The organism is Luteococcus sanguinis (genome assembly GCF_039527675.1).
Lineage (GTDB): Bacteria > Actinomycetota > Actinomycetes > Propionibacteriales > Propionibacteriaceae > Luteococcus > Luteococcus sanguinis.
This window is the reverse complement of record NZ_BAAAKI010000003.1, coordinates 37,019-51,566: the sequence shown is the minus strand read 5'-3', so window position 1 is coordinate 51,566 and position 14,548 is coordinate 37,019. Positions and strand designations below refer to the sequence as shown.

At 67.1% G+C, this 14,548-nt stretch carries 13 protein-coding genes and 1 tRNA gene; 5 read left to right on the top strand and 9 right to left on the bottom strand.

Going from position 1 to position 14,548, the window contains the following annotated elements:
* Window positions 1–46: 46 nt before the first annotated feature.
* From ABD089_RS02535 to ABD089_RS02495, 9 genes are all read right to left on the bottom strand, one after another.
* The gene (locus tag ABD089_RS02535; RefSeq protein ID WP_343884632.1) at window positions 47–952 is read right to left on the bottom strand and encodes an NAD(P)-dependent oxidoreductase; all 906 of its coding nucleotides are present in this window, start codon (window positions 950–952) and stop codon (window positions 47–49) included.
* A 15-nt stretch (window positions 953–967) separates the two neighbouring features.
* Entirely contained in the window at window positions 968–2,254 is a 1,287-nt protein-coding gene (gene clpX / locus ABD089_RS02530) for an ATP-dependent Clp protease ATP-binding subunit ClpX (RefSeq protein WP_343884631.1), read from the bottom strand.
* A 95-nt stretch (window positions 2,255–2,349) separates the two neighbouring features.
* The gene (locus ABD089_RS02525) at window positions 2,350–3,006 is read right to left on the bottom strand and encodes an ATP-dependent Clp protease proteolytic subunit (RefSeq protein WP_343884630.1); all 657 of its coding nucleotides are present in this window, start codon (window positions 3,004–3,006) and stop codon (window positions 2,350–2,352) included.
* A gap of 10 nt (window positions 3,007–3,016) precedes the next feature.
* Complete coding sequence (locus ABD089_RS02520; protein WP_343884851.1) at window positions 3,017–3,631, bottom strand: ATP-dependent Clp protease proteolytic subunit; 615 nt, start codon at window positions 3,629–3,631, stop codon at window positions 3,017–3,019.
* A gap of 119 nt (window positions 3,632–3,750) precedes the next feature.
* The gene (locus tag ABD089_RS02515) at window positions 3,751–5,031 is read right to left on the bottom strand and encodes an AI-2E family transporter (RefSeq protein WP_343884628.1); all 1,281 of its coding nucleotides are present in this window, start codon (window positions 5,029–5,031) and stop codon (window positions 3,751–3,753) included.
* A gap of 121 nt (window positions 5,032–5,152) precedes the next feature.
* Window positions 5,153–6,760 carry a trigger factor gene (gene tig / locus ABD089_RS02510; protein WP_343884627.1) on the bottom strand — a complete coding sequence of 536 codons (1,608 nt, stop codon included), beginning with the start codon at window positions 6,758–6,760 and terminating at the stop codon, window positions 5,153–5,155.
* 181 nt (window positions 6,761–6,941) lie between these two features.
* A tRNA-Gly gene (locus ABD089_RS02505) sits at window positions 6,942–7,012 on the bottom strand.
* A gap of 65 nt (window positions 7,013–7,077) precedes the next feature.
* Window positions 7,078–8,043, bottom strand: coding sequence for a TerC/Alx family metal homeostasis membrane protein (locus ABD089_RS02500; protein WP_343884626.1), 966 nt, complete (start codon window positions 8,041–8,043; stop codon window positions 7,078–7,080).
* A 278-nt stretch (window positions 8,044–8,321) separates the two neighbouring features.
* Window positions 8,322–9,278 carry a Gfo/Idh/MocA family protein gene (locus tag ABD089_RS02495; RefSeq protein ID WP_343884625.1) on the bottom strand — a complete coding sequence of 319 codons (957 nt, stop codon included), beginning with the start codon at window positions 9,276–9,278 and terminating at the stop codon, window positions 8,322–8,324.
* A 74-nt stretch (window positions 9,279–9,352) separates the two neighbouring features.
* Between ABD089_RS02495 and ABD089_RS02490 the strand changes: the two genes are divergently transcribed.
* From ABD089_RS02490 to ABD089_RS02470, 5 genes are all read left to right on the top strand, one after another.
* Complete coding sequence (locus tag ABD089_RS02490; RefSeq protein WP_343884624.1) at window positions 9,353–10,225, top strand: ABC transporter substrate-binding protein; 873 nt, start codon at window positions 9,353–9,355, stop codon at window positions 10,223–10,225.
* Entirely contained in the window at window positions 10,222–11,076 is an 855-nt protein-coding gene (locus ABD089_RS02485) for an amino acid ABC transporter permease (protein WP_343884623.1), read from the top strand. Before ABD089_RS02490 ends, ABD089_RS02485 begins: the two co-directional genes overlap by 4 nt.
* Before the next feature lie 29 nt (window positions 11,077–11,105).
* Entirely contained in the window at window positions 11,106–11,849 is a 744-nt protein-coding gene (locus ABD089_RS02480) for an amino acid ABC transporter ATP-binding protein (protein ID WP_343884621.1), read from the top strand.
* A 240-nt stretch (window positions 11,850–12,089) separates the two neighbouring features.
* A complete protein-coding gene (locus ABD089_RS02475) occupies window positions 12,090–13,220 on the top strand; it encodes a hypothetical protein (RefSeq protein ID WP_343884620.1) in 1,131 nt (376 codons plus the stop codon).
* Between the two features lie 131 nt (window positions 13,221–13,351).
* Window positions 13,352–14,539, top strand: a complete 1,188-nt coding sequence (locus ABD089_RS02470) for a hypothetical protein (RefSeq protein ID WP_343884619.1) — start codon at window positions 13,352–13,354, stop codon at window positions 14,537–14,539.
* Window positions 14,540–14,548 lie beyond the last annotated feature (9 nt).

Genomic DNA, 14,548 nt, shown 5'->3' with positions numbered 1-14,548 from the left:
GCCGGGGCCCGCTCCTCGTGCCGTCAGGGTTGAGCAGCGCGCACTGTCACAGCACGCGGTGCGCGAGCGCTCCCCCGGCGGCGAGACGATTGACCTGGTCTGCGACGAGCTTCTGCACGCGGGCATCCATCGACGTGGTGCGACCGCCCAGGTGGGGGACGATCGTCACGCCAGGGGTGGCCCACAGCGGGTGCTCGGCAGGGAGCGGTTCAGGGTCCATCACGTCCAGGGCGGCGATGATCCGTCCAGCGGCGCAAGCCGCGACCAAGGCGTCGGTGTCGACGATCGCGCCGCGGCCGACGTTCACCAGCAAGGCACCCGGCTTCATGGTGCCGATCAGGTGCTCGTCGAACAGACCACGCGTCTGGTCGGTCAGCGGCAGCCCGATCACGATCACATCGGCCTCGGCAACCAGCTGCGGGAGCTCATCGGTGCCGTGGATGTGCCCGTGCTCGTCGTCCCTGGCTCGGGAGGCGGCGCGCACCATGTCGACCTCGAAGGGGCGCAGGCGGTCGGCCACCGCCGCTCCCACGCCTCCGACGCCGAGCACCAGCACGGTGCGGCCGAGCAGACCGGGCGTCCAGTACTGCTCCCAGACCGAGGCCCGCTGTTGGTCCACCGAGCGTGGCAGGTCTCGCAGGCCCGACAGCACCAGTGCCGCCGCCAGTTCCCCGGTGGCGCCCTCGTGGACGCCGACGGCATTGCTCAAGGTGATGCCCTCGGGCAGGTGCTCGTCCATGTTGTCAAAGCCCAGCGACTGTGACTGGACGGCGCTGACCTGGCTGCCCGCCAGGACGCCGAGCACCGAGGCGGGCGCCATGTACGGCAGCACCGCGAGGTCGACCGGACCCGCCACGGGTGCCGCCCAGTCCCACACCTCGAGCTGGACGTGGCCGGGGACGAGCGGGCGCAGCGCCTCGAGCAGTTCGGTGGTGGGCAGCGTCACCCGCATGGTTTTCTCCTCCGGTCAGGCAGTCATCTCGCCGCGGGGGGCGAGCTTGGCGCGGGGCACGAGCGTCGGCTGGGCCTCGCCGTTCACCACAGCGGCGGTGATGACCACCTGGGCCACCTCGCCTTGGCTGGGCACCTCGAACATGATGTCGAGCAGCGACTCCTCCAAGATGGCGCGCAGGCCCCGGGCACCGGTGCCGCGCGCGATCGCCTTGTCGGCGACGGCGTCGATCGCGTCCGGGGTGAACTCCAACTGCACCCCGTCCAGCTCGAAGAGCTTGCGGAACTGCTTCACCAGCGCATTGCGGGGTTCGGTGAGGATGCGCACCAACGACTGCTTGTCGAGCGGCGTGACCGTCGAGATCATCGGCAACCGTCCGATGAACTCGGGGATCAGGCCGAACTTGTGCAGGTCGTCCGGTGTGACCGCGGCGAAGGGGTCCTCCCCCAGCGACTGCCGCGTCTCCGGCGAGGTGTTGAAGCCCAACGGACGCTTGCCGATGCGCTGGTCGATGATCTGCTCCAGACCCGCGAAGGCACCGCCGACGATGAACAAGACGTTGGTCGTGTCGATCTGCAAGAACTCCTGGTGCGGGTGCTTGCGCCCTCCTTGTGGCGGGACGGATGCTTGCGTTCCCTCGAGGATCTTCAGCAGCGCCTGCTGCACGCCCTCCCCGGAGACGTCGCGGGTGATCGAGGGGTTCTCGCTCTTGCGGGCGACCTTGTCGATCTCGTCGATGTAGATGATGCCGGTCTCGGCCTTCTTCACGTCGAAGTCGGCAGCCTGGATCAACTTGAGCAGGATGTTCTCGACGTCCTCGCCGACATAGCCGGCCTCGGTGAGCGCCGTCGCGTCCGCCATGGCGAAGGGGACGTTGAGCATCTTGGCCAGCGTCTGCGCGAGATAGGTCTTGCCGCAGCCGGTGGGGCCGATCAACAGGATGTTCGACTTGCCCAGTTCAACGCCGTCATCATCGGCGCCGCGGCGGGCAGGAGTGGCGCTGGCAGCCTGCACCCGCTTGTAGTGGTTGTACACGGCCACGGCCAGGGCGCGCTTGGCCCTGTCCTGGCCAATCACGTAGGTGTCGAGGAAGTTGCGGATTTCCGTGGGCTTGGGGAGATCGTCCAGCATGCCGACATCGGTGCCCTCGCTGAACTCCTCCTCGATGATCTCGTTGCACAGGTCGATGCACTCGTCGCAGATGTACACGCCGGGACCCGCGATGAGCTTCTTCACCTGCTTCTGGCTCTTGCCGCAGAACGAGCACTTGAACAGGTCACCGGACTCACCGATGCGTGCCATGCTCTGCTCCTTTCCAGACTGTCGCCCTACCCTAGCCCGCCCCGGCTCGCTCCTCGAGGCATTCCGGGGCGGGCGGGCAGGGTGTCAATCCTGGGTCAGTTGGCGGCCTTGAGTGACGGCAGGATTTCGTCGATGATGCCGTACTGGACGGCCTCCTCGGCGGTCAGGAACTTGTCGCGCTCGATGTCACGACTGACCGTCTCCACGCTCTGGCCGGTGTCCTTGGCCAGCATCGTCTCCATCAGGGAACGGATGCGCAGGATCTCGCGCGCCTGGATCTCCAGGTCGGACGACTGGCCGTAGGTGCCCTCGGTCGCCGGCTGGTGGATCAGGATCCGCGAGTTCGGCAGCGCGAGGCGCTTGCCCTTCGTCCCGGCCGCCAGGATGACCGCTGCAGCCGAGGCTGCTTGGCCGAGGCAGATGGTCTGAACGTCGGGCTTGATGTACTGCATCGTGTCGTAGATCGCCGTCAGAGCGGTGAAGGAACCACCGGGGCTGTTGATGTACATCGAGATCGGACGGTCGGCGTCCATCGACTGCAGGCACAGCAGCTGGGCCATGACCGCATTGGCGATGTCGTCGCTGATCGGGGTGCCGAGGAAGATGATGCGGTCCTCGAACAACTTCGTGTAGGGGTCGACGCGACGCACGCCGTAGCTGGTGCGCTCTTCCCACTGCGGGATGTAGTAGTCCATGGACGGGCTGGCCGGGGCCATGCCGCCGGGCAGTGCGGGGTTCATGTTGATGGTCATCTCAGGGTGCTCACTGGTTGGGGGCGTCGGTGGTGATCTGGCTGGCGCGCTCGTAGACGTGGTCGATGAACCCGTACTCCAGCGCCTGCTGGGCTGTGAACCACCGATCGCGGTCGGAGTCGGCCTCGATCTGGTCGATCGACTGGCCGGTGTGCTGGGCGATCAGCGTCGCCATCTCCTTCTTGACGTGCAGCGACTGCTCCGCCTGGATCCGGATGTCGGAGGCGGTGCCACCGATGCCGCCCGAGGGCTGGTGCATCATGATGCGACTGTGCGGCAGCGCGAACCGCTTGCCCTTGGTTCCGGCGCTCAGCAGGAACTGGCCCATCGAGGCGGCCAGGCCCATCGCCACCGTGGCAACGTCATTGCTGATCCACTGCATGGTGTCGAAGATCGCCATGCCAGCGGTCACCGAGCCGCCTGGGGAGTTGATGTACAGGAAGATGTCGGAGTTGGGATCCTCCGCATTGAGCAGCAGCAGCTGCGCGCAGATGGCGTTGGCGTTCTCGTCCTTCACCTCGTCACCGAGGAAGACGATGCGGTTGGCCAGCAGCGACTGGTAGACGTTGTCGGTCATGCCGATGCCGGAGCCGCCAACGGCTGCGGCACGGAGACCACGATCCATGTTTTCGTTCACGCGACGAACCTACCCGGCCCATCCGACAAAACAATGAAGTGCCACGCCTGTTCGCTGTTGGCGCGGACGGGAATGAACCTGCTATGAGATCTTGCGGGGCCCCGAGCTCAGACCGCTCGGGATTCTCCCGTGCCGATCGGGTCCCCGTCACTGATTCGGGAGGAAATCAGGGTGTTGGTCCAGCGCGCCCGCGGGTCGACATCCACGAGCAGCGCCTTCACCAGGAGAGAGGCGGGCAGGGCCACCAGCGCACCCGTCGCGCCGAGCACATAGGACCACAGCAGCAACGACAGGAACGACAGCGTGGGCGTCAGGCCGACCGCATCACCCGCGACGCGCGGCTGGATGATTGACTGCACGGCGAAGTTCACGACGGTGTAGAGGACGACGACCATCAGCGCCGCCTGCCAGTCCTGATCCACCAGCGCCAGCAACGCCGGCGGGATGACGCCGATCACGAAGCCGACGTTGGGAATGTAGTTGGTCAGGAAGCTGAACAGCGCCCAGGTCAACGACAGCGGGACGCCGATGCCGAGCAGGATGCCGTAGTCGAGCACCGCCACGATCAGGCCGAACAAGGTGGTCACGAGCCAGTACTTGCGGATGCCCTGCGCGAAGCTGGACAGACCGTCGACCACGCGGGGATGCGTCGAGGCGGCAGCCTCGAGGCGCTTCTCGATGTCGGCGGAGTCCATCACCATGAAGATCAAGGTGGTGACCAGCACGATCAGCAGTGAGGCGACGCCCTGGGCATTGCTCAGCAAGCCGGTCACCACGCTCATCAGGCTCGAGGGGTCGATGCCCTTGAGCTTGTCGAGCAACTGCGATTCGTCCAGGTTGAAGTAGCGCGTCGCCAGGGCAACGGTCTGCTCATAGATGCTGGTGAACTGCGTCTCGTACTTGGGCAGCTCGGCGACCATGGCGCTGACCGCGTAGACCAGCCCGAACAGCATCAGTGACAGTGCCAGCAGAACGGCGAGGCCGGCCACCAGCGAACCCAGCCAGTCGGGCACGCCGGCACGCGACAGCAGCCGCTTGAGCGGGTAGGCGGTGATCATCAGGTTGAGGGCGAAGAAGGCGGGTGCGACGAAGGCCGCGAATCCCTGCAGCTGCCGCAGCCCGACCAGGATCGCGGCGATCGACAGCACGGCCACGGCGAAACGCGGCAGGCCAGATGCGGCGGTCTCGGTAGGCGTGGGGGCGAACTGCGCTGCAGGGTCGAGCTCCGTGCCCAGGCCCTCCTCCCGGACGACCACCCGGGCCCGCGGATCAGTCACGCGGTCGATCACCTCCTGGGCTGTCTCGGGACCGAGTGGCTCTTGGGCCACGACGACCGCGGCCACCGGCTCCACATCGCGGCGCAGCAGGTTGCGAACCTTCTCCAGCACGGGCACTCCTCTGTTCACGACAGCCAGTTTGATGGACGGCGGTCAGCAGACAGCCGGATTGACGACGAACGGGCGCCGCACACCAGCGGAGTGCGACGCCCGTCCATCACGTGGTTCGTGCTCAGGCCTGGTCGGCCGGGGCCTCGGGCTTGGCGGCAGCCTTCTTGGCAGCCGTCTTCTTGGCCGGGGCCTTCTTCGCCGGAGCCTTCTTCGCGGCAGGCTCGGCCGCCTCAGCGGCCTCCTCCTCTGGGGCATGGGCAGCGTCGTCGGCCTCGGAGGTCGCGGCAGCCTTCTTCGCCGGAGCCTTCTTCGCCGCAGCCTTCTTGGCGGGCTTGGTGTCTTCGACGGGAGCCTTCGCCTCGTCAGCCTCGTCAGCCTCGTCAGACTCGAGGATCGAGCCGTCCGGGCCCAGCTTCGACAGGTCGACCTTCGCACCGTTGGTGTCGGTGATCGTGGCGTCATTGACCATCTTGGCGAGGGCCTTGGAGCGACGAGCCTCCTGCATCCACTCGAACTGGTGGTTGTGCTCGGACATGTGCTGGATCTCCTGCTCGGGGGAGGTCCCGTTCTGCTGCGCCTTCGCGAAGACGAGCTCGATCAGCTCCTGCTGGTTGACGTCGATCTCCTCGTCGTCGGCCAGCTTGTCGAGCACGATCTGGGCCTTGAGAGCGTCCATCGAACGCTTCTCGATCTCGGCCCAGAAGTCGTCCTCGGTCTCGGCGGTCTCGTCCTCGGCGTCGCGCAGGTACTGCTCCACGCTCAGGCCGGCAGCGGCGAGCTGGTTGGTGACCTGCTCCTTGCGGGCGGCGATCTCGGCGTCGACCAGGTTGGTCGGCAGGTCGAAGGAGGTCTTGGCGATGACCGCCTCCAGCACCTTGTCGCGGGCATCGGCGGCCTGGTCGAGGCGCGCCATCTGCTCGACGCGGCTGCGCAGGTCGTTGCGCATCTCGTCGGCGGTGTCGAACTGGCTCACCATCATGGCGAACTCGTCGTCGATCTCGGGCAGGGTCTGCTCGGCGACCTTGGTCACCGTGACGGTGATCTCGGCCTGCTCGTCCTTGTGGGCGCCGCCCAGCAGAGTCGAGGTGAAGGTCTTGGTGTCGCCGACGGACAAGCCGGAGATGGCCTCGTCCAGCCCGTCGAGCATGCCGCCCGAACCGAGCTTGTACTGGATGCCGGTCGCGGTGGCGTCCTCGAGCACCTCGCCGTCCTGGCGGCCCTCGAGGTCGATGGTGACCAGGTCACCATCGGCCGCGGCGCGCTCGACGTCGGCATTCGTGGCGAAGCGCTGGCGCAGGATGTCGACGCGCTCCTCGACGTCCGACTCGTCCACGACGGCCGGGTCGACCTCGACGGAGATGTCGGCGAACGACGGCAGATCGAACTCGGGACGAACGTCAACCTCGGCGGTGAACTCGACCAGCTGGCCGTCCTCAAGCTTGGTGACGTCGACCTCGGGCTGGCCCAGGGTGACGAGCTTGTGCTCCTCGATGGCCTGGCCGTAGGCGTACGGCAGATAGTCGTTGATGGCCTCCTGCAGCACCATGCCGCGGCCGAAGCGCTGGTCGATGATCTGCGACGGCACCTTGCCCTTGCGGAAGCCGGGGATGGTCACCTGCTGGGCGATCTCCGCGTAGGCCTTGTCGAGGCTGGGCTTGAGGTCTTCGAAGGGCGTCTCGATCGTGAGCTTCACCCGCGACGGGCTGAGCTGCTCAACAGTGCTGGGCACAAGTTCTCCTGGAATGGTCTGGGTCTGGCCCCGCGGGAACAGGGCACGCAGTTCAGCATCCTAGCGAGGGGTTGGCCTGCCTTCCAACGACGGCCATGGCGGGGGGGACCTGGGCCGAGACCCACGCGGGAACGGGAAAGGCCCCCGCGCGAACCAATTGGTTCGTGCGGGGGCCAGGCCGAGCGGATGACGGGAATCGAACCCGCGTAGCCAGTTTGGAAGACTGGGGCTCTACCATTGAGCTACATCCGCAGACCCTCGCGTCGAGGGCTTTGGAAGTGTAGCCGATGGCCGTTGGCCGGGGCCAACCGCGCTCGTCAGGCCTCGGAGCGGGCGTGCCCTCGCTGGGTGCGAGTGGCCAAGATGCTGGTGATCGTGACGACCCCCAGGACGCCGACGATCACGGCCAGCGAGAGCAGCGTCGGGACGGTGGGAACCGCAGGCCAGACCGTGTGCGCCCAGTGCAGCACCAGCTTCACGGCGATGAAGCCGAGGATGATCGCCAGCCCGTGGCCGAGGTGGACGAGCTTGTTGAGGACGCCCTCGAGGACGAAGTAGAGCGCGCGCAGACCAAGCAGCGCGAAGGCATTGGTGGCAAACACCAGGTAGGGGTCGCCGGTGATGCCGTAGACGGCGGGCACGGAGTCGACGGCGAACAGGATGTCGACGGCCAGGATCGCCAGCGTCGCGACGAGCAGCGGGGTGGCGGCTCGACGCCCCTTCTCGATCGCCAGCATCTTGGTGCCGTGGTAGCCGCTGGTGACCGGGACGAAGCGGTTGATCAGCTTGACCACTGCCATGTTCTGGACGTCGGTGTGGTTGCTCTCCCCCACGGCATCGCGCCAGACCTTGACGGCGGTGATGGCCAGGATGATGCCGAAGACGAGGAAGGTGATGGAGAACTTCGCGATCATCACCGCGCCCAGCGCGATGAAGATGGCACGCAGCACCAGCGCGCCGGCCACGCCGATGAGCAGCACGCGCTGCTGGAGGGGGCGCGGGACCGCGAAGCTGGACAGCAGCAGCATGAACACGAACAGGTTGTCGACGCTCAGCGACTTCTCCACCAGGTAGCCGGTGTAGAACTCGAGGCCGGTGGTCGACCCGCCGCTGTTCCAGACCCACACGCCGAACAGCAGTGGGATCGCGACATAGAAGATCGACCAGCCGACTGCCTCGCGCATCGAGACCTCGTGCGGGCGTCGGGTGATCAGGAAGTCGAGCAGGAACAGCGCCAGGATTCCGGCGATGGTGATGCCCCAAACCAGGGGTGTTGCGAACATGTGGTTCCTCGGATCGTCAGGCGGTCTGAGGTCTCCTTCGCCGTCATGGCTGGCGTCCCGGCCGGGGCGGCATGGGCCGTCCGTCATGACCGATCCGGGACTTGGGAAGTACTCCCCTCGTCATTCACTGTGACAAAGGTCACGCACCGAGCGCAAATCGGGACACCGCTTCGGGCGGGTCCGCCAAGAATGCCATGTGAGAGCAATCCGGTCCCAAGGCGGGACCGGATCGCTCTGTGGTGGCGTTCTTGGCGGAGTGTTGGCGCGGGTGCCGCCGATCAGCGGGCCAGGTGTTCGTCCATGACCCGGCGCGAAGCGAGCGAGAGCATGGACCAGCGCTCGTCCATGCGGCCCGCCTCGACCTGATTGCAGAAGTCGAGCACCTCGTGCACCATCTGGGCGGCTGGGGGCATGGCCGCCTGCTCGAACAGCACCTCGGGCTCGCTCCCGCGGCGCTGCAGGACGATGCGGCTGGGTTCGCCCGGGTCGTCCAGGCTGATCCAGCCGTCCTGGCCGTGGATGACGCTGGGCTGGCTCCCGGACACGATCTTCGACCACGCCAGGTCGACCACGGTTTCGGGGTAGCGAAGCACCAACGAGCCGCCGCCCTCGAACCCATTGTGCAGCCGAACGCTCGCGCCGACGGTGCTCTCGGGAGCGCCAAAGAGGTCCAGCGCTGGTTGCAGGCAGTAGACGCCGATGTCGGCCAACGCAGAGTTCCCCAGCCCGGGATTGAAGGCGTTCTGGATGTCGCCAGCTCGGAAGGCGTCATACCGGGAGGAGTACTGAAGCTTCTCGAAGCGGGCGTGGCGAATGGTTCCGAGGTCCGAAAGGTGCTCGCGGACGAGTTGGTGCGCGGGTGCGTGGACGGTGCGCATCGCCTCCATCGCCACCAGCTTGTTGGCGCGCGCAGCGGTCAAGATCTCGTCGACCTGGGCTGTGTCGGTGCCCATGGTCTTCTCCACCAGCACGTGCTTCCCCGCGGCCAACGCAGCCATCGCCTGCGGATGGTGCAGCAGGTTGGGGCTCGCGACGTAGACCGCGTCGACCAGCTCGAACAGCGCCTCGGGTGTGTCGACCCCGCGTCCCCCGCCGTTGGCGTCGGCGAACTGCTGGGCGCGCGCGGCATCCCGAGAGCAGACCGCGGCGATCTGCGCGCGCCCCTCGGTGGCGCGGCATGCCGCCACGAACCACTCACTGATGAAGTTGGTCCCGATGATTCCGAAGCGGAGCATGCGCCCATCTTGCCGTGACCTAGAATCTGCCCGTCGCCGGTCGTTCGACCCGGCACTCAGCCCAGGAGGTTCCCGTGTCGCGCGTCCGATCAGCACTCGTCCCGCTGGTGGCACTCGCCACCGCATCGCTCGGCATGGTCGGCTGCTCCGCGCCGGTGGATCAGTCGACGAGCGCGACCCCTTCCGGCAGCGCGTCCGCCAGCTGCACCAAGGCCTCCCTGACGACTCACACCGCGGGCAAGCTGACGGTCGGCACCGACTCCCCCGCCTACGAGCCTTGGTTCAGCGACAACGACCCCAGCAATGGCAAGGGTTACGAGTCGGCCGTCGCCTACGCCATCGCCGAGAAGCTGGGCTACGCGAAGGCCGACGTCGTCTGGGCGGTGGTCCCCTTCAACACCGCCATCTCCCCGGCCGCAAAGAGCTTTGACCTCGACCTCAACCAGGTCTCGATCAGCACCGAGCGCGCCAAGGCCGTCGACTTCTCGTCCGGCTACTACGACGTCCGCCAGGCGGTGATCACCTACCAGGGCAGCGCCATCGACGGAAAGACCGCGATCGCCGATCTGTCCGCCGCGACGCTGGGCGCGCAGGTCGGTACCACCAGCTACCAGGCCATCGTCGACCAGGTGAAACCCACCAAGGCCGCCAAGGTCTTCGACACCAATGACCTCGCCGTGCAGGCGCTGAAGAACAAGCAGGTCGACGGGATCGTCGTCGACGTCCCCACCGCCTTCTACATGACCGCAGCCCAGCTGGACGACGGCGTGATCGTGGGCCAGCTGCCCGCCACCGACACCGCCGAGCAGTTCGGTGCCGTGCTGGACAAGGACAGCCCGCTCACCTCCTGCGTCTCGCAGACCGTGGACGCGCTACGCGCCGACGGGACGCTCGAGAAGCTGCAGTCAACCTGGCTGGCGCAGGCCGGCGCTCCCGAGCTGAAGTGAGCCAGGCCCCCTGGACGCCCTCGGCGCTGGAGCAGGAACGACGCCGCTACCGCCAGACCCGGGCCCGCCGCTCGAACTGCGTGGCGGCGCTGAGCATGGTGGTCGTGGTCGTCGTCGCCGCGGTTTTGTTGGTGACCTCGCCGGGCTGGCCGCGGTTTCGGGAGACCTTCTTCGACTGGGACAAGGCGGTGGCGTCCTTCCCCGCAGTGCTGGCCGGCTTCTGGTTGAACATCCGGATCATGCTCATCTGCGGCGTGGTGATCGCCGCTCTTGGCCTGACGCTCGCGGTGATGCGCACCCTGCGGGGCCCGGTCTTCTTCCCGCTGCGCGTGTTCGCGGCCGGGTACACGGACCTCTTCCGGGGGCTCCCACTGTTGCTCGTGATCTTCCTGCTGGCCTTCGGAATGCCGAGCCTGCGCCTGTCCGGCGTGCCCAGCTCGATGACCTTCTGGGCGGCTGTCGCTCTGGTTCTGAGCTATTCGGCCTATGTGGGTGAGGTCTTCCGGGCGGGCATCGAGTCGATCCATCCCTCGCAAGTGCTGGCTGCGCGCTCGTTGGGCCTGACGCACTCACAGGCTCTGCGGCACGTGGTTCTGCCGCAGGCCGTCCGACGGGTCGTCCCACCGCTGATGAACGACCTGGTGTCCCTGCAGAAGGACTCCGGCCTGATCGCCGTCGTCGGCGTGGTGGACGCCATCCGCGCGGCCCAGATGCAGACCGCGATCGACTTCAACTTCACGCCCTATGTGGTGGCGGGCGCCTTGTTCGTGTCGCTGACGATCCCGATGGCGCGGCTGACCGACGCGGTCGCGCGCCGGCAGGGCTGGCAGGGTCAGGGGGCGGTGCTGTGAGTTCGGTTTCCGCTGTCGACGCACGGCCGATGCTCCGCATCGCCGGCCTCCGCAAGAGCTTCCCGGGGACGCGGCGTGCTCCGTCCAAGCCCGTTTTGGATGGCATCGACCTCGAGGTGGGACGCGGCGAATGCGTCGTGCTGATCGGTGCGTCCGGGTCGGGCAAGTCGACGCTGCTGCGCTGCATCGACCTGCTGGAGCAGGTGGACGACGGCGTCATCGAGCTCGACGGGGACGACATCACCGACCCGCGCGTGGACGCCGACGACGTCCGCGCCCGGATGGGGATGGTCTTCCAGGCCTACAACCTGTTCCCGCACCTGAGCGTCGTCGACAATGTCGCGCTGGCGTCGGTACGCGTCCACGGTGTTCCCGCTCCTCGGGCGCGGGAGCGCGCGGTGGAGATGCTGGGCCGGGTCGGGCTGTCCGATCGTGCCGCATCACGTCCGGACGAGTTGTCGGGCGGGCAGCAGCAGCGGGTGGCGATCGCACGGGCGATGGTGAACGACCCCAAGGTGCTGCTCCTGGACGAGGTGACATCGGCGCTGGACCCGGAACTGGTGGGTGAGGTGCTGGACCTGTTGCGGGAGCTGCGCGACGAGGGCGTCACCATGATCGTCTCCACCCACGAGATGGGTTTCGCCCGCCAGGTCGCCGACACAGTCTGCTTCCTCGACGGAGGACGGATCATCGAGCGCGGGCGGCCCGAACAGGCGCTCGACCATCCGCGAGAAGCCCGCACCCGGCAGTTCCTGTCGCGGCTGAGCCTCTGACCCTCCAGCAGGTGTTGTCGCAGTGTTGCCCGGTTGTTGTCCGGGGCACTCCTACGGCGTGTTGTGGCCCTTCCGGCCCATAGTTTCGGCCCGTTGACGGGCCGTAACACGTGATTCAGGAGGACCATGGCCATGCAGGAGCTTGCGCTGACAAGGCGCGCAGCATTGACGATGGGGCTGGGCGCTGCAACGGCGACAGTGGCTGGGTGTGGATCCTTGGGAGGCATCCGTCGCCACGGCGTGAGCACTCCCGCCCCGTCCCCGACTCCTTCGGCAGCCCCGCAGTGGGTCGCCTCCGATGCCCTGTCACCCGCGCTGGTCGAGGCGATCGACCTGGCCGCCATGAACGAAGCCGCCGGGATCTGGCTGGGCCCGGCCACGAAGGACCAGTACGGCCCCTACCGCCCGCTGCGGCTGCCCACGGGCCACAAACTGCTCCACGCGAAGCCCACCGACCCCGACAAGGACGCCCTCGCCACCCGTCCCATGAGGGACTGGCGCTACCAGCTCTCGATCATCGCGCCGCTGTTCGTCCGCGAGGTTCTCGACCCGCCTGAGTTGTGGGTGCACAACCGCAAGCGGCAAGCCGCTTGGACCAACCGAATGTGGGAGGTCCTGTCGCCAGGTGGCAAGAAGGATCCCTCGGGCTATTTCGGTCGGGAGTCGTTCATGAACAGTGACGGGAAGCTGGCGCAGAGGGTTGGAGGCGTCCCGGCGAAACGAACCACCGCGAAGGCCAGGCTGGGTGTTGAGGCCTTGTGGTGGACCGTGCTGCCGGACGCCGATGGCATGGCCTGGATCCAGCTCCAGGCCAACACAACGAGCCTCGTCACTGTGGGGTCGGCCCCGTACACGTGGACGAGGACCTCCAGGCTGGCCGTCGCCTTCACCTCAAAGAGCACGTGGATGTCCCCCACCGGGGACGATGCTTGTTCGACGGCGATGCCCAACGCCTTGACCAAACTTCCTCAGCTCCAACTGGCCACCCCTCGCGAGGACTGGGAGCCACACACGGTGAAGAACTTCACCTTCTCGACGCCCAGGGGATTCACCAGGTCAAAGCCCGGCGACAGGTTCGACCTCCACTTCGATGGCCCTGGCAAGGCCATCATCGACGTGTCGACAAGAATGGAGAGTCCGGTGGATCGCAGCTGGAATCTGCTTCCAGGCTTCCAGAACACCCGGATCTCCCTGCCCGGCGGGGTTGGCGTGCTGGCCGAATGGGGACACGACCCAGACCTGAACCGGTTCATGTGCAGGGCATGGGTGTACGGCCGACAACACACCGCAGAAGTTCGGTTCTCGACCACCCCCGCGACTGCCGCGGAAGACCTGCGCCACCACGCATCCACATGGCGCCTCACCGAGTGATCGTCCCGCCTCCCTGCCCCCGGCTGCGGAGATCCGCCAGACAACCGCTTCTTGGCTGAACCTTCGAATGTCGATTAACCTCGGCTTGGGCTGTTCGCGTAGAGCGGCTTCCTTCGGGGGAAGGCAATGCCATGAGCGCAGGGCGTGAGATCACTGTGTCCACGGTCAGCGACCTCTACCTGACGCAGGCGAGGCGCAGCTTCGCCACTCGTCGGGTGCCGGTCGAGGCCATGAGAACCATCATCAGCGGGGCGGTGCGACCGCGCAGCGGTGACATCCTGCTGGCCAGGATCAGCCGGCTGGGCAACCACAAGAACCTGGAGCTGCCCACTGGCCGCCGCTCGGGACTGCACGTCGGCGACCTCATCATCGTGGCCTTCGCCGACCGCTACGCCACAGACCAGTTCGAGAGCTATGTCCCACTCACCCTCGGGCCGACCCAGCTCGTCGCCTCGGGTGGCATCGCCTCGGAGGTGATGTCGCGCAGCAGCCTGGTCAGGCAGGCCACCGACATCGAGCCCGTAGGCCTGCTGGGCAACGAACGCGGCGAAGCCCTCAACGTCGCCGACTTCGCGCTGCCGGAACTGCCCCGCCCGATGACGCGCCCCCGCACGATCGCCGTGCTCGGAACGTCGATGAACGCCGGCAAGACCACCACGATCCACCACCTCGTCCACGGCCTGGCTCGGATGGGCGCCCGTCCAGGAGTCACCAAGGTGACCGGCACCGGTTCTGGCAATGACTACTGGCAGATGTTCGACGCCGGTGCGCACCGGATGATCGACTTCACCGACGCCGGTCTGGCGTCAACCTTCATGCAGCCCATCCCCCGGCTGGTCGATGCGATGACCCAGCTGGTGTGGAACCTCACCGCGTCGGGCTGCGGCATCAACTTCGTCGAGGTTGCGGACGGCGTCTTCCAGCAGGAGACCTCGACGCTGCTGCAGTCGGAGTCCTTCGCTGACATCGCCGACGCGGTCGTGCTGGCCGCCTCCGATGCGATGGGCGCCCATACCGGCGTGAACTTCCTGCGCGAGCGCGGGCTGCCCATCGTCGCCGTAGCCGGTTCGATGACGCGTTCGTCGCTGGCCGCCCGGGAGGCCGCCCGCGCCGTGAACCTGCCCATCTGGGGCTTGGCCGAACTCGGCAACCCCGAGATCGTCGCCCCGGTGCTGGGAATCGACCTGGCCGAGTTCACTCCTCCGGACGCCGAACTGCTGGCCTGGCTGCCGCCCTCGGAGGCACCGGCCACGATCCCCGCGCCGGCGACGGTTCCGGCTCCGGTCGCCGCCGCCCCACGCGCCGTCGCGACAGCCTGAGCACGACGA